Source organism: Paraburkholderia sp. JHI869, from assembly GCF_038900775.1.
Taxonomy (GTDB): Bacteria; Pseudomonadota; Gammaproteobacteria; order Burkholderiales; family Burkholderiaceae; genus Paraburkholderia.
In genome coordinates this window covers 44,495-65,025 of record NZ_JAYMSC010000043.1, presented here as the reverse complement: position 1 = coordinate 65,025, position 20,531 = coordinate 44,495, and the positions used below count along the sequence as shown (strand labels likewise).

The following is a 20,531-nucleotide window of genomic DNA, read 5'->3' as shown; positions in this document are numbered from 1 at the left end:
GGGGGGGGGGGTGGGGGGCGGGCTCTATGGTCAGGCGCCGCAACTCGCGCGGCTCGACGGCAACGGCAATCTGCCGGTGGGCGTCGACTTCAGGCAGATCTACGCGACGGTGCTAGGCCCCTGGTGGGGCCTCGACGCGCAAGCCGTGCTGCAGCAGCGCTTCGAGCCGCTGCCGCTGCTGCGCGCATAGCGCGTGTGCGTGTGCGTGTGCGAGCTTCAACCGCGCCGCGCGGCGCGCCATGCGATCCACAGCTTGCGCACCGGCGTGAGCACGATTTGCTGATGCAGCACCTGATAGCCTTCGCGCTCGACTTCATCGAGCAGCGCGAGTTCGAGCGCTGCGAGCGCGCGCAAGGTGCGCTGGTCGCGCCGCGCCGAGGCGGGAATCGCGTTGAGCGCTGCGTGCACCGATTCGCGCGCACGCGAGGTCTGGAACTGCATGAGTTCCGTGAACTCCGCGCTGTAGCGCCGGTTGATGAGATCGGCCGCAGTGACGTTGTAGCGCTGTAATTCGTCGATGGGCACATAGATGCGGCCGTGGCGCGCATCGTTGCCGATTTCCGGCACGAATTGCGCGAGCATGAGCGCATTGCCAAGCGGTGCGGCCCAGCGTGCGGCGTCCTGGCGGTCCTCGTCGGTGCGCGCGCTGACTTGCGCCACGAGCGAGGCGAACGTGCCGCCCACGCCCTCCATATAGCGACGCAGATTCGGTAGATCGAGATAACGCGCCTGCTCGAAATCCATTTCGAAGCCGGCGAGGAGCGCCTGCAACGCGGGATAGGCGGCGTTCGCGTCGTCGAGATGCTCGGCGAGCGCCTGCGTGACCGGATGCGCGGGCTTGCCCGCGGCGAGCGCAGCGAGTTCCTTTTGCCACCAGGCGAGCTTCGTGCGGCCGACCGTGGGATCGCTGGTTTCTTTCGCGGTTTCCTCGAGTTCGCGGCGCAACGCGAAGAGGGCGGTCAAGAGCGGTTGGCGCGCGGCGCGGGCCTGACGCAGCGCATAGTAAGTGCTCGAACCGGGGGGAGCCGCCTTTTGCAGGCAGTAGTCGTCGAAGTTCACGGCGTTCGGAGATGTGGGGCGAAGCGGCTCGCGCGGCGGCCAGAGCGCGGCGCGACAGTAGAGCCGGGATTCTAGCATCGGCGCCGCTTCCGGCCGGCGCGGCAGGGCTTCGCGGCGCACTGGTCGAGACCTGGGCGGTGCGCGGTCATGCCCCGTCGCGCACTGTTTTCAGGGTGCAGACAAGCGCCAGTCAATCGGTTAGAATCTCGCGCTTGCGCTTTCTGACGCTTAAGCTAGAGGTGCGCAGCCGGCAGATGATGAAGCATCGCGGCCGGCGGCGCAGTCAGAGAGCAGGCTGGATTGCGGGCGAGGTGGGCGCGAGGTTGACGGCGCCGCGCCCGGCGTCTCACGAGGACTCGATCAGTCGGCATGTCGCACAGGGTTGTATCGCACGCGTTATTCGCAGCGGTCCTGCCGGGCGCAAGAATGAGAAGCGCAAAGAATTCGCGTGAGTGGCGAAATTGGTAGACGCACCAGGTTTAGGTCCTGACGCCCGCAAGGGTGTGCCGGTTCGAGTCCGGCCTCACGCACCAAAGTAAAAAGGCCATGTACCAACGGTACATGGCCTTTTTGTTTGTGCGCTGTTTGCGCGAAGCATTCGCAACGGCGACCCGATGTTGCCCAATCGCGGCCACCATCTGTTTAGCTTATTGCCTCTGCTCGCACGTACTGCCTTACAGTTCGGTCTGCATCGCTACGATCACCTTGTCGAGCGCGCGCGCGAGTGCGTCGCGCTCCTTGTCGTCGAGACTCGCGAAGAGGTCGACATTCCACTTGCGCGCGATGGGCATAACCTTGCGATACAGCGCGCGTCCATCGGTTGTGAGCGAAACGAGCACGAGGCGTCCGTCCTCATCGCTCGTGTCGCGCTGCATGAGGCCGCGGCGCATCAGCGCTTCGGCTGCACGGCTTGCCTGGCTCTTGTCGAGATTCGCGTGACGCGCAAGCTCCATCACGGAAAACGGGCCGAACGCCCCCACAGCTGCAATGAGCCGAGCCTCCGGAAGTGTGATGCCGAGCTTCGCCTGGTAGCGTTCGCTCGCACCACGTTCGGAGAGTTTGTTCAGGACATGCAGCCGATAGGTGAGGAATTGTTCGAGTCCGGCTTTGCTTGCCTTCATGGGAGTCCTGGTCTGGTCGCTTGGGAAGGGCGCGAAACGTGTCGCGATTCCATGATTGTTGCCCCATCTTGCGCGCGGGTCAACGCATCCGAACCCTTGTTTGGCGCCTCCGGGGCAGCGCACGAATCTATTAATCGCTTACTGTGGAGTGCGTGGCGCGCGTATTCAACAAATCGGACTACGAATTCCGGGTTTCACCGGCGAAGCCGGGGCCGTGTGCCCCGGCGAATCCACCTAGTTGGATGTACGCGCAGCGTATTTGAGGCGGGTGAGCTGCTCCGCTTCGTTGGCGAGCAGGCGTGCGGCGTCGCGAATCGCGGTTTCGAGCGTGATGGGCCCCGGCGCAGGCGAGAAGCAGCCGCTGAAATGCTCCGCGAGCCGCGGCAGGGCGGCGGCATCTACGGCGCCCGAGAGCAGCGTGGCCGGCACGCCCACGGCCACGGCGTGGCGGCAGGCGATGAACGGCGCCTTGCCGTGCAGCGTCTGCACGTCCGAGCGGCCTTCGCCGGTGATGAGCCAGTCCGCGCCGTCGAGCGCCTCGTCCAGACCGATGGTGCGCGCAACGACTTCGGCGCCGGGCTCGAAGCTCGCGCCCAGCATGCGCAGCGCGAAACCCAGGCCGCCGGCCGCGCCGGAGCCTGCTTCGTCGCGTACGCGATGGCCGAGCGCCGCTTCGAGCAGATCGGCGAAGCGGCCGAGCGCGGCGTCGATCGGCGCGACCTGCTCGGGCGTCACGCCCTTTTGCGGGCCGAACACGGCGGTCGCGCCATGCTCGCCAGTCAGCGGATTGTCGACGTCCGACATGCCGACGAACGATGCCTCGCGAAGTCGCGCGTCGAGCCCGGAAACGTCCACGCGCGCCACCTGCGCGAGTGCTTGCGGCGTCGGTTCGAGCGGCTTGTCGGCGGCGTCGAAGAGTTGCAGCCCGAGGCCCGCGAGCAAGCCTGCGCCGGCGTCGTTGGTGCTGCTGCCGCCGAGCGCCACATAAAAGCGACGCACGCCTTCGTCGAGCAGCGCGCGGATCGCTTCGCCCATGCCGCGCGTGCTGCGCGCATCCACCGGCACGCCCATGCCCACCGGGTCCGTGATGCCGACGATCTCGGCGGTTTCGACGATCGCGCTGCCGTCGTGCAGCAGGCCCACCGCGGCGTCGCGTTTCGGGCCCGCAGCGCCTTCCACGGTGAGTACGCGGCGCTCGCCGCCCATCGACAGCATCGCGTCGAGCGTGCCTTCGCCGCCGTCGGCCATGGGGCGGATGCGGATGTCAGCGTCGGCGCGAACGCGGCGGATGCCCTCGGCGATCGCGGCGGCGACCCCGTCCGCGCTGAGCGAGCCTTTGAAAGAGTCAGGAGCAATGACGATAACGGGAGCGTCAGTCGACGAATTCGGCATGGTGTCTCTGCTGGAAGAATTGTGTTGGGAGCGGCTGTGGCCGGCGGGGCGTCCGGCGCGAGCGTAAGCTTAACAGCCCCGCCGCGTGCGCTGGATAACGGCGTTGCGATAGCACGGATCGGGGCGCATTTCACACACACAGCGGCTCAAAAGCAGGCCAAAAGCGGGTCAAAAACAGGCGCACAGCACACTCAAACGGCAATTCCTCTGGCGCCGGGAAATAGTTTGCTAAAATACTTGGCTCTTTTGACGGAACCGCACCGCAAGCCGCCCGTTTCGGCGCTGTTGAGCGGCGCGCACAAGCGCCCGCATTCAGCTCCAAAGCGGGTTGCTGGAATGGGCTGCCGTCGGGATCGCCCCAGGCGGGTCCCGGCGGACTGCGGCACGCAAAGACCACAGATTACTGATTCGCTCGAACAATTTTAGGACGATTGAAGCCATGGCTAACGTTGTTGAAAACCTCGGCAAGCTCGAACGCCGCGTGACGATTTCCCTGCCGAAGGACGCCGTGCAGAAAGAAATCGATTCGCGCATCCGTAAACTCGCGAAGAACGTGCGCATGCCGGGTTTCCGCCCGGGCAAGGTGCCGCTCAAGATGGTCACGCAGCAGTATTCGGGCCAGGTCGAAGCCGAAGTCCTGAGCGACAAGGTCGGCAAGGAGTTCTTCGACATCAGCCGCGCCGAGAACCTGCGCGTTGCCGGCCAGCCGAGCTTCGCACCGAAGTCGGAAGCCGCTGAAGGCGACTACGCATTCGACGCGACCTTCGAGGTCTACCCGGAAGTGAAGCTCGGCGACGTCGCGACGGCCGAAATCGAGCGCACGACCACGACCATCACCGAAGCCGAAATCGACCGCACGCTCGACATCCTGCGCAAGCAGCGCGTGCACTTCCACGCTCGCGGCGAAGCGGGCGAGCACGGTGACGGCGGCGCCGACACCGCAGCGAAGGAAGGTGACCGCGTGACGGTCGACTTCGTCGGCAAGATCGACGACGTCGCGTTCCAGGGCGGCACCGCTGAAGGCTTCGCGTTCGTTCTGGGCGAAGGCCGCATGCTGCCGGAATTCGAAAAGGCCGCGATCGGCCTGAAGAAGGGCGAATCGCGCGAATTCGACCTCGCGTTCCCCGAGGATTATCACGGCAAGGACGTCGCCGGCAAGACGGCGAAGTTCACGATCACGATGCAGCAGATCGAGTGGGCGCACCTGCCGGAAATCGACGCTGAATTCGCCAGGTCGCTCGGCATCGCCGACGGCGACCTCGTGAAGATGCGCGCCGAAATCAAGGACAACCTCGAGCGCGAGGCTAAGCGCCGCACGCAGTCGATCGTCAAGAACCAGGTGATGGACGCGCTCCTGAAGATCTCGGAACTCGACGTGCCGAACGCACTCGTCGAGCAGGATCAGGAACGCCTCGTCGAAATGGCGCGCGCCGACCTCGCGCAGCGTGGTGTGCCCAACGCCAAGGACGCACCGATCCCGGCCGAAATGTTCAAGGAACAAGCCGAGCGCCGCGTGAAGCTCGGCCTCGTGCTCGCCGAACTCGTGAAGGCCAACAGCCTCGAGGCGAAGCCGGAGCAAATTCGTGCTGAAGTCGACGAATTCGCGAAAAGCTACGAAGACCCGAAGGAGGTCGTGCGCTGGTATTATTCCAACCAGCAGCGTCTGGCCGAAATGGAAGCCTACGTCGTCGAATCGAACGTCGTGGACTTCGTGCTCGGCAAGGCCAAGGTGACGGACAAGCAAGTTAGCTTCGAAGAACTGGCAAGCGCGACGGCGCAGGCTTAAATCTGCCCGCTACGGCGTGCCGGCTGTCGGAGCGACCGACGGCCAGCACGCCGTTTTTGTATCCGCAGGTTTTAGCCATGCTGTTCGTGTGGTTGATTTGAACGGGGTCCGTCTCCAAGTCTCCATTCGGGTATATCAGAAGAACTTTTCCAGACAAGGATGCACCGCATGACCATTCGCGCTCAATCGCTGGATACGTTGACCTCCCACTCGTCGCGGGACTTCGACCCGCAGGCGCTCGGCCTCGTGCCGATCGTCGTCGAAACGAGCGGTCGCGGCGAACGTTCCTACGACATCTACTCGCGCCTGCTCAAGGAGCGCGTGGTGTTCCTGGTCGGCGAAGTGAACGACCAGACGGCGAACCTCGTGGTCGCCCAGCTGCTGTTCCTCGAAAGCGAAAACCCGGACAAGGACATCAGCCTGTACATCAACAGCCCGGGCGGCTCGGTGTCGGCCGGCATGGCGATTTACGACACGATGCAGTTCATCAAGCCGGACGTTTCGACCCTTTGCATGGGCCTCGCGGCCAGCATGGGCGCATTCCTGCTGGCGTCGGGTGCCAAGGGCAAGCGTTTCGCGCTGCCGAACTCGCGTGTGATGATTCACCAGCCGCTCGGCGGCGCGCGCGGCCAGGCGTCGGACATCGAAATTCAGGCTCGCGAAATCCTGTACCTGAAGGAGCGCCTGAACCAGTTGCTCGCGCACCATACGGGTCAGCCGGTCGAGCGCATCGCGCGCGACACGGATCGCGACAATTTCATGTCGGGTGACGATGCGCAGGCATACGGTCTCGTCGACCAGGTCCTGCACAAGCGTCCTTAAGCTGCGCGAGCGGTTTTGCGCGTCCGACCCTGCGAAGGGCGGCGCGCAGGCGAAGTCCTGAAGGAACAAGCTCGGCCCCCGTACAAAAGGGGATAGCCGACGCCGCGCAGACCTTGTGAAATAATCGGCAAACGCGCTTCGCGGCCTGCGGCCCCCAACGCCGTCACAGCAAGCGGTTCACGCACCCTCCGGCCTGGCCGGGGGAAACGGCGTATCATGTAACAGAGTGTCCGGAGGCTCATTTATCCATGGCGGACAAGAAAGGTTCTAACAGCGAGAAGCTGTTGTATTGCTCGTTCTGCGGCAAGAGCCAGCATGAGGTGAAAAAGCTCATCGCTGGTCCGTCGGTATTCATCTGCGATGAATGCATCGACTTGTGCAACGAGATCATTCGCGACGAAGCCGCCGGTGCGGGCGTCGACGCGGCGCTGTCGCGCTCGGACCTGCCGAGCCCGCAGGAGATCCGCGACATCCTCGACCAGTACGTGATCGGGCAGGAGCGCGCGAAGAAGATTCTCGCAGTGGCGGTGTACAACCACTACAAGCGTCTGAAGCACCTCGACAAGAAGGACGACGTCGAACTCTCCAAAAGCAACATCCTCTTGATCGGGCCCACGGGTTCGGGCAAGACGCTGCTCGCGCAGACGCTCGCGCGCCTTCTGAACGTGCCGTTCGTGATCGCCGACGCCACCACGCTGACCGAAGCCGGTTACGTGGGCGAAGACGTCGAGAACATCATTCAGAAGCTGCTGCAGAACTGCAATTACGAGGTCGACAAGGCCCAGCGCGGCATCGTCTACATCGACGAAATCGACAAGATCAGCCGCAAGTCGGACAACCCGTCGATCACGCGCGATGTTTCCGGCGAGGGCGTGCAGCAGGCGCTGCTCAAGCTCGTCGAAGGCACGATGGCTTCGGTGCCGCCGCAGGGCGGCCGCAAGCATCCGAACCAGGATTTCATCCAGGTCGACACGACCAATATCCTGTTCATTTGCGGCGGTGCGTTCGACGGTCTGGAAAAGGTCATCACCGACCGCACGGAAAAGACTGGCATTGGCTTCGGCGCGAGCGTGAAGAGCAAGCAGGAACGCGACACTGGCGAAGTGCTGCGCGAAACGGAGCCTGAAGACCTGATCAAGTTCGGTCTGATTCCGGAACTGATCGGCCGTCTGCCCGTGGTCGCCACGCTCGGCAAGCTCGACGAAGCCGCGCTCATGAAGATTCTGGTCGAGCCGAAGAATGCGCTCGTCAAGCAGTATCACAAGCTCTTCAACATGGAGCGCGTGGAGCTGGAAATTCGCCCGGCCGCGCTGCAGGCCGTCGCCCGCAAGGCGATCCGCCGCAAGACCGGGGCTCGTGGCCTTCGTTCGATCCTGGAACAGGCATTGCTCGACGTGATGTACGAGCTGCCGGCCATGAAGGGCGTGAGCAAGGTCATCATCGACGACAACGTGATCGACGGCGACGGCAAACCGCTGCTGATCTACGAAGACGCTCCGAAGGTTGCAGGGTCGAACTGATGGTGGTGATCGGCTAAAGAGTTCCGGAAAAAGGCCGTTCATACAATGGGATGAACGGCTTTTTCGTTTAATCTTGTGGTCGATGGCGCACTATTTTGGAGTCACTGAACTTTTCCCACACGCGCGAGGCTTGCAATCGGTATCTCAGGCCTCAATTACCGAACAATTGATTCCACTCATGGGGAAATGAAATGTCAGGAACCCAACTCCTCCCGCCGGAACGCACCACGCTCCCGCTGCTGCCGCTGCGAGACGTCGTAGTCTTCCCGCATATGGTGATTCCCCTTTTCGTGGGCCGACCGAAATCGATCAAGGCCCTCGAAGCGGCTATGGAAGGCGGCAAGCACATCATGCTCGTCGCCCAGAAAACCGCCGCGAAGGACGAGCCGACCGAAAAAGATATGTATGAAGTAGGGTGTATCGCCAACATCCTGCAAATGCTCAAGCTGCCCGACGGCACCGTGAAGGTGCTCGTGGAAGGCCTGCAGCGCGCGAAGACGCTTTCCATCGAAGAGCAGGAAACGCAGTTCTCGTGCGAAGTGATGCCGCTCGAACCGGACCACGCAGACAGCGCTGAAACCGAAGCGCTGCGCCGCGCGATCGTCTCGCAGTTCGACCAGTACGTGAAGCTCAACAAGAAGATCCCGCCGGAGATCCTGACCTCGCTGTCGGGCATCGACGAGGCCGGTCGTCTTGCTGACACCATCGCCGCGCATCTGCCGCTCAAGCTCGACCAGAAGCAGCACATCCTCGAGATGTTCCCGGTCGTGGAGCGTCTGGAGCACCTGCTCGCGCAACTCGAAGCCGAAATCGACATTCTCCAGGTGGAGAAGCGCATTCGCGGCCGCGTGAAGCGCCAGATGGAAAAGAGCCAGCGCGAGTACTACCTGAACGAACAGGTCAAGGCAATCCAGAAGGAACTGGGCGAAGGCGAAGAGGGTGCCGATCTCGAAGAACTCGAGAAGCGCATCACGGCCGCGCGCATGCCGAAGGAAGCCAAGAAGAAGGCCGACGCCGAGCTCAAGAAGCTCAAGCTGATGTCGCCGATGTCGGCGGAAGCGACCGTCGTGCGCAACTACATCGATACGCTGATCGGCCTGCCGTGGCGCAAGAAGAGCAAGGTCAACAACGACCTCTCGAACGCCGAAGCCGTGCTCGACGAAGACCACTTCGGACTCGAGAAGGTGAAGGAACGCATTCTCGAGTATCTCGCGGTCCAACAGCGCGTGGACAAGGTCAAGGCGCCGATCCTGTGTCTCGTCGGGCCTCCGGGCGTCGGCAAGACCTCGCTTGGGCAGTCGATTGCGCGCGCAACGAACCGCAAGTTCGTGCGTATGGCGCTGGGCGGTGTGCGTGACGAAGCCGAAATCCGCGGCCACCGTCGTACGTACATCGGCTCGATGCCGGGCAAGATCCTGCAGAGCCTGACCAAGGTCGGCGTGCGCAATCCGCTCTTCCTGCTCGACGAAGTCGACAAGATGGGCATGGATTTCCGCGGCGATCCGTCGTCGGCGCTGCTCGAAGTGCTCGACCCGGAACAGAACCACACGTTCGCCGACCACTACATCGAAGTCGATTTCGACCTCTCCGATGTGATGTTCGTCGCCACGTCGAACTCGCTGAACATCCCGCCGCCGCTGCTCGACCGGATGGAAGTCATCCGCCTCTCGGGTTACACGGAAGACGAGAAGGTCAGCATCGCCCAGCGTTATCTCCTGCCGAAGCAGAAGAAGAACAACGGGCTGAAGCCGACCGAGATCGAAGTGACCGAAGGTGCGATCCGCGACATCATTCGCTACTACACGCGTGAAGCGGGCGTGCGTTCGCTCGAGCGTGAAGTGTCGAAGATCTGCCGCAAGGTCGTGAAGATGCTGCTGCTGAAGAAGGCCGATAAGGCCGTCACGGTGGACAGCGCCAACCTCGACACGTTCCTTGGCGTGCGCAAGTACGACTTCGGTCTGGCTGCGAAGGAAAACCAGGTCGGTCAGGTCACGGGCCTCGCGTGGACGGAAGTCGGCGGCGATCTGCTGACGATCGAAGCGGCGGTCATGCCCGGCAAGGGCAATGTGATTCGCACGGGTTCGCTCGGCGACGTCATGAAGGAATCGGTCGAAGCGGCACGTTCGGTGGTGCGTTCGCGTTCGCGTCGTCTCGGTATCAAGGACGAGGCGTTCGAAAAGCAGGACATCCACATCCACGTGCCCGAAGGCGCGACGCCGAAGGACGGTCCGTCCGCAGGCGGTGCGATGACGACGGCGCTGGTGTCGGTGCTCACGGGCATTCCGGTGCGTGCTGACGTTGCGATGACGGGCGAGATCACGCTGCGCGGCGAAGTGCTGCCGATCGGCGGGCTGAAGGAGAAGCTGCTCGCGGCGCATCGCGGTGGCATCAAGCTCGTGCTGATCCCGGAAGAGAACGTGAAGGATCTCACCGAGATTCCGGACAACGTGAAGAACTCGATCGAGATCGTGCCGGTCCGCTGGATCGACAAGGTGCTCGAACTCGCGCTCGAACGTGTGCCGCAGCCGCTGCCGGAAGAAGAAGTGAAGGCCGAGGACGCCAAGGCGCCCGTGGCCGAATCGAAGGATGGTGCTGCGACGGAAGTCGTCAAGCACTAAGCCTTCAGTCTCCCTTCAACAAGCCACGCGCAAGCGCGGCGCGTTGCACCCCGAAAAAGCCCGCGGCATGGTCCGCGGGCTTTTTTGCGCCCACAATCCTTGACGTTGTGATGACAACCAGCGTCTTTTCTGCCCTTTTCCAGCGCGTTCGAGTGATCCCTCGAATATTCCCTCGAATGGTCGCCAAATCAGGCTGAACCCGGCTTGACACGGCCCTTTCGGCCCCGTTAAATGGGCGGTCCCCGCGCAATGCCGGGGACGTACATCCAATAAGTTGACCTTCTTTCTTACGATTGCCCAAACACATTCTCGGGGGCTGGAATGAATAAAACGGAACTGATCGACCATATCGCGCAACAAGCCGACATTTCGAAGGCGGCTGCAGGACGCGCACTCGACGCCGTCATCGGCGGCGTCAAAGGCACGCTCAAGAAGGGCGGTTCGGTTACGCTCGTCGGCTTCGGTACGTTTGCCGTTGGCAAGCGCACGGCGCGCACCGGCCGCAATCCGCGCACTGGCGACGCGATCAAGATCAAGGCTGCGAAGGTGCCCAAATTTAGGCCTGGTAAAGCGCTGAAGGATGCGCTAAACTAGCGGGCTCGCTACCTGCAAGGTGGCGCAGCAGAAGTCGCAGTACAGGAAGCAGCGCAGGAAAGCATGAAGCTGGGTGCTTAGCTCAGTTGGTAGAGCGGCGCCCTTACAAGGCGTAGGTCGGGAGTTCGAGCCTCTCAGCACCCACCACAGCTTCAGTTCCGGTACGTAGCGCACCCGCACGGAGCGGTAGTTCAGTTGGTTAGAATACCGGCCTGTCACGCCGGGGGTCGCGGGTTCGAGTCCCGTCCGCTCCGCCAAGGATATCTCGACAAGAAGGCGAACTCCGGTTCGCCTTTTTTGTTGGCCGCTGTTGTAATATCGGGCGTTCTATTTTTTGGCGCTCTCAACGTCTGGTCACGCATGCTCGACTTTTTCCGCAATCACAAACGCCTGATGATGTTCATGCTGCTCCTGGTCATTCTGCCAGGGCTGGGCTTCGTCGGTATTCAAGGTTTCCGCGGCTTTTTCGATGAAAGCGCGAATGTCGCGAGCGTCAACGGCCACAAGATCACGCGTGTCGAATACGACAACGCTGCGCGCCAGCAGCTAGACCAGGCGCGCCAGGTCCTCGGTGCGCAATTCGACGCGAGCATGTTCGACACGCCCCAGCATCGCAAGGACATCCTCGACGGGCTGATCCAGCAGCGCGTGCTCGTGGACGAAACGCAGCGCCTGCACCTCACCGCCTCGGACGACGCCGTGCGCCGCGCGCTGCTCGCCGACCCGGTGATCTCGTCGCTCAAGAATCCCGACGGCTCGATCAATCTCGACCAGTACAAGCAACTGCTCGCCATGCAGGGCATGACGCCCGAGCAGTACGACGAGCGCGTGCGCTATAGCCTCGCCATGCAGCAGCTGCCGGCGTCGATCATCAGCAGCGCGTTCACGCCGAAGGCGCTCGCGCAGCAACTGACGGGCCTCTCGGAGCAGCAGCGCGACGTGCAGGGCCTCGCGTTCCATGCGAGCGACTACGCGCCCAAGGTCCAGCCGACCGACGCGCAACTGCAGGCCTACTACGACGCGAACAAGAACGCTTTCGCGACTCCGGCCACGGCGCAGATCCAGTATCTCGTGCTCTCGGCGGCTACGGTCGCCGCCGGCGTGCAGCCGAGCGACGCCGATCTCAAGAAGTACTACGACGACAACATCGCGCACTACCGCACGCAGGAAGAAGTGCGCGCGAGCCACATCCTGATCACGGTGCCGAAGGACGCGAGCGCCGACGTGCGCAACGCCGCGAAGCAGAAGGCCGAATCGATCCTCGCCGAAGTCAAGGCGCACCCGGATCAGTTCGCGCAGATCGCGCAGAAGGAGTCGCAGGACCCGGGTTCGGCCTCGAAGGGCGGCGACCTCGGCTACTTCGGTCCCGGCATGATTGCGGGCGGCAAGGCGTTCGACGATGCCGTTTTCAAGCTCAAGAAGGACGAGATCAGCGACGTGATCCAGTCGGACTTCGGCTATCACATCGTCAAGGTCACGGACCTGAAGCCGGCGGTTACGAAGCCGTTCGACGACGTGAAGGGGCAGATCACGAATGACGTGAAGGCGCAGCAGGCCGCGAAGCTGCTCGCCGACGCGACCGACGGCTTCACCTCGGTCGTCTACGAGCAGGCCAAGACCCTGCAGCCGGCCGCGGACAAGTACAAGCTGACGATCCAGACGGCCACGGTCACACCGAAGCCGAATGCAACGTTGCCGCCGGACAGCCCGCTGAACAACCAGAAGTTCCTCGACGCCGTATTTGCGAGCGACTCGGTGAACCAGCACAACAACACCCAGGCGATCGACGTCGGCAACAACACGCTGATCTCGGCACACGTGACGAACTATCAGCCGGCGGCCGTGCCCGCGTTCGCCGCGGTCAAGGATGCGGTGCGCCAGAAGGTGGTCGCACAGCAGGCCGCCGACATGGCGCACAAGGACGGCGAGGCCAAGCTCGCGGAGCTGCAGAAGTCGAAGTCGACCGATGGCTTCTCGTCGGCGCTCAAGGTGTCGCGCAACGACGCCCAAGGGCTGCCGCCCAGCGCTCTCTCGGCGGTCTTCAAGGCCGATTCGACGAAGCTGCCCGCCTATGTTGGCGTGGACCTCGGCAATGACGGCTACGCGATCTACCGCGTGAACAGCGTGACCATCGGTCCGGCCGCTGACGGCCCGCGTCTCGCAGCCGCGCAGCAGCAACTGGCTCAAGTGGGTGGCCAGTCGCAGGTGCAGGCGTATCTCGACGCAGTGCGTGAGCGCTCGAAGGTCAAGACGTACGGCTCGCTCGGCTCGGGCAGCCAGTCGGGTGACGGCGACGGCGCTCAGTAAGCCGGACCACGCATCCGCTTGCCGGCGTTGAACGCCGGCACAAAAAAGCCCCGCGAAATATCGCGGGGCTTTTGCGTTCTGGCGAGCGCGAAATCAGAGGCAGGCGTTGATGTCGCCGGTGGCGTCGCCGCCCGCGCCGCCGCCGGAGCGGAAGCCGACCCACGTCTTCGCGCTGGCGCTCCACGCCGGGCGCACCGTTGCGGCTGCGCCGTTAGGCGGCTGCTGGCCAGGGACGTAGACGTCGACAGCCTGGCCGTTGGCGAGCACGGACTGTGAGACGACTTGCTGTTGCGACTTGTCGGCCCACTTTTGCGCGATGCATTGAGCAACCGTCGCAGGCGGTTGCTGGCTCGTGCCGACGGACTGCGCTCCGCTCGGCATTGGCTGATTGGCGCAGGCAGCAAGTGCTGCCGTAACGACAATGAGAGGTAAATATTTCACGCTTCTTTCCTCCAGTCAGGGGCGGTCGGATTCAGGCAGCGAGGCCTCTCGGACTCGCATGTCTGACGCAAAAGGTGGCCAATGACGCGACGCGGTTGCTCAGCGCTGCGCGCCGCTGCCGAGCAGCGGCTTGAGTGTTGGCCACACGTTGTCGAGCAGCAACCGCTGTGCCTGCTGGGTGGGATGGATCTGATCGGCCTGGAAGAGTTCGGGCTTGTCGGCGAGTCCGGCGAGTAGAAAGGGCACGAGCGGCACGTTCAGTTCCTTCGCCAGCCGTTCGTAGATGGCGTGAAAATCACGCGTGTAGTCGGGCCCATAGTTGGGCGGCACGTACATGCCGATGAGCACGGGTTTCGCGCCGCCCTTGCGGATCTGCGCGACGATGGCGCGCAGATTGCTCTCTGTCGTCGTGAGCGGCACGCCGCGCAGTGCGTCGTTTGCGCCCAGTTCGACGACCACGATCGCGGGCTTGATGCGCTGCATGACGAGCGGCAGGCGCGTGAGTCCGCCGCTGGTCGTGTCCCCGCTGATGCTCGCATTCGCAACGTTATAATCGATCCGCTCGCTGGCCAGGCGCTGGCGCAGCAGGGCTACCCACCCTGTGTCGCGAGGCAGGCCGTATTCGGCGGAAAGGCTGTCGCCGAGCACGACGATGTTCGGTTTTGCCGTGGCGGCGGGGTTCGTCGCCGCGTTGGCCGTGGGGGCGGGCGTAGCCGCGAGAGCGGCGGCGCTCATGCCAAATAAGGTGCCAAGCAAGGCAGCGGCAGTTAAGGTGGCGATGGAGGCAAACGCGCTGAAGCGGGACCGGGCGCGGGCAAGGGCGGCGCGCCGCGCGGCGCGCTTCTGGTTCACGGCTAACCTGTGCGTCATCATGTGCGAATGAATAGCGATCCAGTCATTGAAGTACGGGGCTTGAGCAAGCGGGTGACCGACGCCACCGGCGAACTGACGATCCTCGATGGCATCGACCTTACCGTGCACGCGGGCGGAAGCGTCGCGATCGTCGGCGCCTCCGGCTCCGGCAAATCGACGCTGCTCGGCCTGCTGGCCGGCCTCGACAGCGCGAGCGCCGGTTCCGTGCGCCTGCTCGGCCACGAGCTTACCGGTATGGCCGAAGATCAGCGCGCAGCGCTGCGCAACGGCTCGGTGGGCTTCGTGTTCCAGTCGTTCCAGCTGATGCCGCATCTCACCGCTTTGGAGAACGTCGCGCTGCCGCTCGAGCTGCAGGGCGGCATGTCGACGCGCGATGCTTTCGCCCGCGCGCGCGCGTTGCTCGAGCGCGTGGGTCTTGCCGAACGCACCGGCCACTACCCGAAGCTGCTTTCGGGCGGCGAGCAGCAGCGTGTGGCGCTTGCCCGCGCATTCGTGACGCGCCCGGCTGTGCTGTTCGCCGACGAGCCCACCGGCAGCCTCGACGCCGCCACGGGTCACGCCGTCATCGACCTGATGTTCGAACTCAATCGCGCCAACGGGGCGACGCTCGTGCTCGTGACTCACGATGTCGATCTTGCGCAGCGTTGCGACGCCATCATCACCATCGAAGCGGGCCACCGCGTGGCCAACGCGGCGCATGGCGCGGCGGCTTCGCGCAACGCGAGCAATGCCGAAGCCGGGCGTTAGCGCCTGGGCAGCAACAAGCGATTGAACGGCGTGCGCAACGCATGCGCACGCCGCATCCGCGCTATTTAACGCTTGAGCGCCGCACGGGCGCGCGCGATCAGCGCGGCTGTGGATGAATCGTGCGGCTTCACATTGCCGCTTGCCGCGTTCAAGTCGGCTTCGACCACCTTGCCGAGGATCTTGCCGAGTTCCACGCCCCACTGGTCGAACGGATTGATGTCCCACACGGAAGCCTGGACGAGCACCTTGTGTTCGTAGAGCGCGATGATCGCGCCGAGCGAGCGTGCGGTGAGCGCGTCGACGAGCAGCGTGGTGGTCGGGCGGTTGCCTGGGAACATGATGTGCGGCACGAGTTCGGGCTTGTCCGGGCCCGCGATCTTGCGCGCTTCTTCCTCGGTGCGGCCGAGCATCAGCGCCTCGCTCTGCGCAAAGCAGTTCGCGAGCAGCTTCGGATGATGGTCGGCCAGCGGATGCTCGGGCGTGAGCACGGCGATGAAGTCGATCGGTACGATCGTCGTGCCCTGGTGCAGCATCTGGAAGAACGCGTGCTGGCCGTTTGTGCCGGGCTCGCCCCAGGTGATCGCCGAGGTCGCGTAATCGACGAACTTGCCGTCGAGGCGCGCCTGCTTGCCGTTGCTCTCCATTTCGAGCTGCTGGAGATACGAGGGCAGGAAGTGCAACGCTTCGGAATAGGGCGCGACGAGATAGCTCTGCGAACCGAAGAAGTTGCGATACCAGACACCGATCATGCCGAGCAGCACGGGCAGGTTCTTTTCCAGCGGCGCTTCGCGGTAGTGCTTGTCCATGTCGTGCGCGCCGGCCAGCAATTCGTCGAACTGCTGCGGCCCGATGGCGATCATGATCGAGAGGCCCACAGCCGACCACAGCGAATAGCGGCCGCCGACCCAGTCCCACATCTCGAACACGTTTTCTTTGGCGATACCGAACTTCACGACTTCGGTCGGATTGGCCGAGACGCCGACGAAGTGCTTCGCGAGTTCGCTTTCCTGGCAGCCGTGCTTGACGAACCAGTCGCGCATCGACAGTGCGTTGGTCATGGTTTCGAGCGTCGTGAACGTCTTCGAAACGATGATCGCGAGCGTCTCTTCCGGATCGATGTCTTCGATCGTGCGCCACAGATCAGCGCCGTCGACGTTCGAGACGAAGTGCGACGTGATCTCGGGCAGTTCGAGATGCTTGAGTGCGTGCACGACCATCTTCGGCCCGAGGTCCGAGCCGCCGATGCCGATATTCACGACGTGGCGGATGCGCTTGCCCGTGTAGCCGGTCCATGCGCCGCTGCGCACGGCGTCGGCGAACTTTGCCATCTTCGCGCGCTCGGCGAGGATCTGCGCGTGGAACGGAGCATCGGCTTCGGTGGCGCGCAAGGCGGTGTGCAGCGCCGCGCGGCCTTCGGTCGGGTTGACGACTTCGCCCTTGAACATCGCATCGCGGCGCGCTTCCACGCCGGCCTCGCGAGCGAGCTGCACGAGCAGCTTGAGCGTGGCGTCGGTGATGCGGTTCTTCGAGAAGTCGGCGCCGAGTCCGCCGCCGGTGTAAGTGAAGCGTTCGGCGCGAGTCGGCGCAGGGTCGTTGGCGGGGGCGAACCAGTCACGCAGCTTTTCGTCGCGGATCTGTTCGTAATGCGTCTGTAGCGCGGACCAGGCGGGGAGCGGATTCGTCATGTTCGTCTAGCGAGGGATCACGAATGGAGGGCGGCAGATGCGGTTCGCCGGTGAGGCGAACGCGCGCTTCGCGCGCCGCGGGGAAGCACAGGCCGCCTCCGGTGGAAGACGGCGTGCGGAGGATCAGTATAGCGGCCTCGCGCGACACTGCGCAGCGTTGTGGTGCTTGTGGCCGTGGCGAGTGCGGGAGGTGGGCCGAACGTCGCAGCCAAGCAAGCCGCGTGCCGCACGAACGGATGCGCGGCGTGCGGCTTCAGGCTGCGTAGCTTGGCGCGTAAAAGAGCCGGTTCATGAGCTTGCGCACCACCGGCGCGAGTTCGCCCGCCGTGAGGCCTGCGGGACCATCGCCTTGTGCGCAGAGTGTGTCGGCTGCGAGGCCGTGCAGATAGACGCCCGCGAGCGCCGCCTCGTAGGGCGGCAGGCCCTGGGCCAGCAGCGCACCGATGATGCCGCCGAGCACGTCGCCGGTACCGCCCGTCGCGAGACCCGCATTGCCGGTGGGATTGATGGCGACGCGGCCGTCGGGCGCGGCGATCACGGTGCCGCTGCCCTTGAGCACGGCGACGGCCGCGTAGCGGGCGGCGAGTGCGCGCGCGGCGGCCAGGCGGTCACGCTGCACCGCGGCGGTGTCGCAGCCGAGCAGCCGCGCCGCTTCGAGCGGATGCGGCGTGAGCACGCAAGGCGCGCCGCGGGTGGCGGCCAACTGCGCGACATGCGCGGCGAGCGCCTCGTCCCGCGCGACGAGATTAAGCGCATCGGCGTCGAGCAGCACGGGGGCCTGAAGGCGCAGGATGGCGTCTACGAGCTGACGTGCGGACGCGCTGCCGCCCATTCCGCAGCCCGCCGCCACGGCATCCATCGTGTCCAGCGCGAGGCGTGCCGCCGCGTGCAGCATCAGTTCGGGGTGCGGGGCATCGTAGGGCGGCGCGTCGCTGCCGAGAAAGCCCACGTGAACCTTGCCCGCGCCGGTGAGAAGCGCCGCGCGCGCCGCGAGAATCGGCGCGCCGCACATGCCCGTGTCGCCGCCCACGACGGCGAGCGTGCCAAACGTGCCCTTGTGCGTCGCGAAGTCGCGTGCGGGCAGCGCGGCGGCGAATAACGACGGCGCGTTCAGGCGCACGGCGTCGGGCGTGCCTTCGGTATCGATGCCGATCGGCGCGACCGCTACGACGCCTGCGTAGTCGCGCCCGACGCCGGTGTACAGGCCGGGCTTGGCGGCGATGAATGTCACGGTATGCGTCGCGCGCACGGCGGGGCCGCTGCCGACTACGTTGCCGCTGTCGCCGTCGAGGCCACTCGGCACGTCGAGGGCGAGCACGTGGCCATGGCTGTGCGCGCGTGCAGAAAGTTTTTCAGCGAGTTCGGCGAACACGCCTTCGAGCCCGCGCGCGAGACCGATGCCGAACATCCCGTCGACGAGCCAGCCGTAGGTGTCGAACGATGCGGGTACGGACGAGGCGATCGGCACGCCCGCGGCGCGCGCCTCGGCGAGCGCCCAGCGCGCGTCGTCGGGCTTGACCTCGACTGGCATGCAGACTTCGACTGCGACACCCGCGCGATGCAGAACGGTCGCGACGACGAGGGCATCGCCCCCGTTGTTGCCGGGCCCGGCGGCGAACCAGACCGGCTTGTCGCTCGCGGACGAGGGCGCGTGCGCGAGTTGCTCGCTCAGGAAGTGCGCGGCGGCGGCGCCTGCGCGCGCCATGAGCGCGTGGGCAGGCAGCGCCGACTGCGCCGCGACCTCGGCCTCGCGCAGTTGCTCGACGGTAAGAAGCGCGACCGCACGATCGTGCGGGTTGACGAGCGCCGGTTGCCCGGCGCCAGAGGATTGGGGAGTGTGCGTCATGGCGATGCGGTCATGAGAAGCGACATCGCAACGATACCTGAGCATGCGCGTAGACGGCACGCGCGAGGCGCGTGGTGGGCCGGCGCGGCAACGCTGCACGCGCGCCGCCCATTGCTCAATCGCGTCCGGGCCAGAGCGCCTTGATGGTATCGGCCGGCAGGTCGGGCGCGGTGTTGGAGACCTGCTGCGCAACGAGACGCGCCGAGCCGAGCGAAAGCGCCCAGCCCGCCGGCCCGTGACCCGCGTTGACGAAGAGGCGCGGATGGCCCACGTTGCCGACCGCCGGCAGACCGTCGGCGGAAAGCAGCTTCATGCCTTCCCACGCAAGCGCGGCCGAAATGCGCGCGGCGCCCGGCGCCCAGTCGCGCGACGCTTCGCCGAGCAGCGCGAGCGCATCTTCGGTGAGCGCTTCGGGCAGCGCGTCGTCGACTTCCTGAGCACGCAGCAGCACGGCGGCGCCGGAGATGCGCAGCCGGTGATTCATGCGCGCGATGGCGATGCGCTTGCCTGCATCGACGATCGTGGTCTGCGGCACGCATTCCTCATGCGCCACCGGCGAATTGAGCGTGTGCATGCGCAGCGGGTAGAAGGGCATCTTGAGGCCGAGCGGCGCTAGCAGCTGGGGCGTTTGCGCGCCTGCGGCGACCACGACGGCGTCGCCCGAGATCACCTCGACGTCGCGCGAGCGGCCCGCTTCGTGCGCCGGCGGCGCGAGTTCGACGGCCGCGCGCCGGTCTTCGAGGCGGATCGCATTGACTTCACGGCTCGTTTCGAACTGCACGCCGCCCTGGGCGTCGAGCACCTGCTTGAGCAGCTTCACGAAGAGCGGGCAGTTCGCGACCCGGCCGGTTTCGAAGCGCACGCCGCCCGCGAACGGCGGATCGGCGGGGATGGCATGGTCGAAAGCCACGCATTCTGCGGGCGAAAGCGCGTGATGGGGCGTCTCGAAGCGGCGCAGCAGCTCGAGCGCCGGTTGCGTGAGCGACCATTCGTCGGCACCGCGCACGAGGTAGAGCAGTCCGTCGCGCTGTTCGTAGTCGAGCTGGAAGCGCGCGTCGATGTCGGCGAGCGCCGCTTGCGCCGCGTCGATGAGCGGGCGCAGGAGCGCATAGCGCTCGGCGAACGCTTCGGAGCCGTGCAGCGAGGCGAGGCGCTTGACGAAGCCGTGCGCGTGGCCACGCCAGCCCGTCCTGCTGATCACGCCGCCGGACGATTGACGGCCATGGCGCAAGAAGGTGGGGCCAAACCAGACGTCGAGCGGCGTAGGCAGCGCAATGCCGCTATGGCCGTAGGTCGCGCCTTGCGCAACGGTGGCGTGGCGTTCGATCACGCAAACGCGATGCCCGGCCGCGCGCAGCTGCCAGGCGGTAGCGATGCCGGCGATTCCGCCGCCGATGACGATGACATCCATGACGATACGATTGCAGGCAGATGACGCGCTTGAGTGAGGGCGTCCTGCGAAGGTGGGGCGTGCGGCGCGCCGAAGCCATGCCCGGGTGCGCCGATCAGACGAAACGCGCAATCATAGCAGCGAAAGCGTCCGCATCGCCATGCGCGAGGCCGGGTTGCCACATGCGTCACGCGCGGCCGCCGGGGCGGTCAGGAGAGGCCTTCCGGGTTATAATCGCGGTCTCCCTTCGCCTGTCCGTCGCCATCCCCGCGCGACGCATCGCCACCTTGCGACGTGTTTCGCGCGAGGCGAAGCCGCGACGCAACTCTG

At 65.0% G+C, this 20,531-nt stretch carries 15 protein-coding genes, 3 tRNA genes and 1 pseudogene; 11 read left to right on the top strand and 8 right to left on the bottom strand.

Features of this window, described 5'->3' with window-relative positions:
• Positions 1-190, top strand: a pseudogene (locus tag VSR72_RS39660) (Twin-arginine translocation pathway signal sequence domain-containing protein); the annotation flags it as partial.
• Between the two features lie 26 nt (positions 191-216).
• On the opposite strand, the gene VSR72_RS39655 reads toward VSR72_RS39660, so the two are convergent.
• Positions 217-1,059: a squalene/phytoene synthase family protein gene (locus tag VSR72_RS39655; RefSeq protein ID WP_342957656.1), complete on the bottom strand. Its 843-nt coding sequence runs from the start codon at positions 1,057-1,059 to the stop codon at positions 217-219.
• 446 nt (positions 1,060-1,505) lie between these two features.
• On the opposite strand from VSR72_RS39655, the gene VSR72_RS39650 reads away from it, so the two are divergent.
• Positions 1,506-1,592 (top strand) — tRNA-Leu (locus VSR72_RS39650).
• A gap of 141 nt (positions 1,593-1,733) precedes the next feature.
• On the opposite strand, the gene VSR72_RS39645 is transcribed toward VSR72_RS39650, so the two are convergent.
• Together VSR72_RS39645 and VSR72_RS39640 are read right to left on the bottom strand one after the other, a co-directional pair.
• On the bottom strand, positions 1,734-2,180 hold the full coding sequence (locus VSR72_RS39645) for a MarR family transcriptional regulator (RefSeq protein ID WP_342957653.1): 447 nt from the start codon (positions 2,178-2,180) through the stop codon (positions 1,734-1,736).
• Between the two features lie 234 nt (positions 2,181-2,414).
• Positions 2,415-3,572, bottom strand: a complete 1,158-nt coding sequence (locus tag VSR72_RS39640; protein ID WP_342957652.1) for a glycerate kinase — start codon at positions 3,570-3,572, stop codon at positions 2,415-2,417.
• A 439-nt stretch (positions 3,573-4,011) separates the two neighbouring features.
• Here VSR72_RS39640 and tig point away from each other — a divergent pair, with 439 nt between their 5' ends.
• From tig to VSR72_RS39600, 8 genes are all read left to right on the top strand, one after another.
• The gene (gene tig, locus VSR72_RS39635) at positions 4,012-5,358 is read left to right on the top strand and encodes a trigger factor (RefSeq protein ID WP_342957651.1); all 1,347 of its coding nucleotides are present in this window, start codon (positions 4,012-4,014) and stop codon (positions 5,356-5,358) included.
• A 168-nt stretch (positions 5,359-5,526) separates the two neighbouring features.
• Positions 5,527-6,180, top strand: coding sequence for an ATP-dependent Clp endopeptidase proteolytic subunit ClpP (clpP, locus tag VSR72_RS39630; protein WP_028206978.1), 654 nt, complete (start codon positions 5,527-5,529; stop codon positions 6,178-6,180).
• Positions 6,181-6,428: 248 nt separating this feature from the next.
• A complete protein-coding gene (clpX, locus tag VSR72_RS39625; protein WP_028216418.1) occupies positions 6,429-7,700 on the top strand; it encodes an ATP-dependent Clp protease ATP-binding subunit ClpX in 1,272 nt (423 codons plus the stop codon).
• 191 nt (positions 7,701-7,891) lie between these two features.
• Positions 7,892-10,318 (top strand): endopeptidase La, encoded by a 2,427-nt coding sequence (lon, locus tag VSR72_RS39620; RefSeq protein WP_342957650.1) that lies wholly within the window; start codon positions 7,892-7,894, stop codon positions 10,316-10,318.
• 321 nt (positions 10,319-10,639) lie between these two features.
• Entirely contained in the window at positions 10,640-10,912 is a 273-nt protein-coding gene (locus VSR72_RS39615; RefSeq protein WP_027796408.1) for an HU family DNA-binding protein, read from the top strand.
• Between the two features lie 71 nt (positions 10,913-10,983).
• Positions 10,984-11,059, top strand: a tRNA-Val gene (locus VSR72_RS39610).
• A 33-nt stretch (positions 11,060-11,092) separates the two neighbouring features.
• A tRNA-Asp gene (locus VSR72_RS39605) sits at positions 11,093-11,169 on the top strand.
• Positions 11,170-11,272: 103 nt separating this feature from the next.
• Entirely contained in the window at positions 11,273-13,219 is a 1,947-nt protein-coding gene (locus VSR72_RS39600) for a SurA N-terminal domain-containing protein (RefSeq protein WP_342957649.1), read from the top strand.
• A 93-nt stretch (positions 13,220-13,312) separates the two neighbouring features.
• On the opposite strand, the gene VSR72_RS39595 is transcribed toward VSR72_RS39600, so the two are convergent.
• Positions 13,313-13,660 carry a hypothetical protein gene (locus VSR72_RS39595; protein ID WP_342957648.1) on the bottom strand — a complete coding sequence of 116 codons (348 nt, stop codon included), beginning with the start codon at positions 13,658-13,660 and terminating at the stop codon, positions 13,313-13,315.
• Between the two features lie 99 nt (positions 13,661-13,759).
• Positions 13,760-14,395 (bottom strand): arylesterase, encoded by a 636-nt coding sequence (locus VSR72_RS39590; RefSeq protein ID WP_342957647.1) that lies wholly within the window; start codon positions 14,393-14,395, stop codon positions 13,760-13,762.
• 138 nt (positions 14,396-14,533) lie between these two features.
• Between VSR72_RS39590 and VSR72_RS39585 the strand changes: the two genes are divergently transcribed.
• The gene (locus tag VSR72_RS39585) at positions 14,534-15,280 is read left to right on the top strand and encodes an ABC transporter ATP-binding protein (RefSeq protein WP_342957646.1); all 747 of its coding nucleotides are present in this window, start codon (positions 14,534-14,536) and stop codon (positions 15,278-15,280) included.
• A 65-nt stretch (positions 15,281-15,345) separates the two neighbouring features.
• On the opposite strand, the gene pgi is transcribed toward VSR72_RS39585, so the two are convergent.
• The 3 genes from pgi to VSR72_RS39570 form a co-directional block, all read right to left on the bottom strand.
• Positions 15,346-16,965: a glucose-6-phosphate isomerase gene (pgi, locus tag VSR72_RS39580; protein WP_342957645.1), complete on the bottom strand. Its 1,620-nt coding sequence runs from the start codon at positions 16,963-16,965 to the stop codon at positions 15,346-15,348.
• A gap of 253 nt (positions 16,966-17,218) precedes the next feature.
• The gene (locus tag VSR72_RS39575; RefSeq protein WP_342957644.1) at positions 17,219-18,811 is read right to left on the bottom strand and encodes an NAD(P)H-hydrate dehydratase; all 1,593 of its coding nucleotides are present in this window, start codon (positions 18,809-18,811) and stop codon (positions 17,219-17,221) included.
• Positions 18,812-18,926: 115 nt separating this feature from the next.
• Positions 18,927-20,222: an FAD-dependent oxidoreductase gene (locus VSR72_RS39570; RefSeq protein WP_342957643.1), complete on the bottom strand. Its 1,296-nt coding sequence runs from the start codon at positions 20,220-20,222 to the stop codon at positions 18,927-18,929.
• Positions 20,223-20,531: the final 309 nt, after the last annotated feature.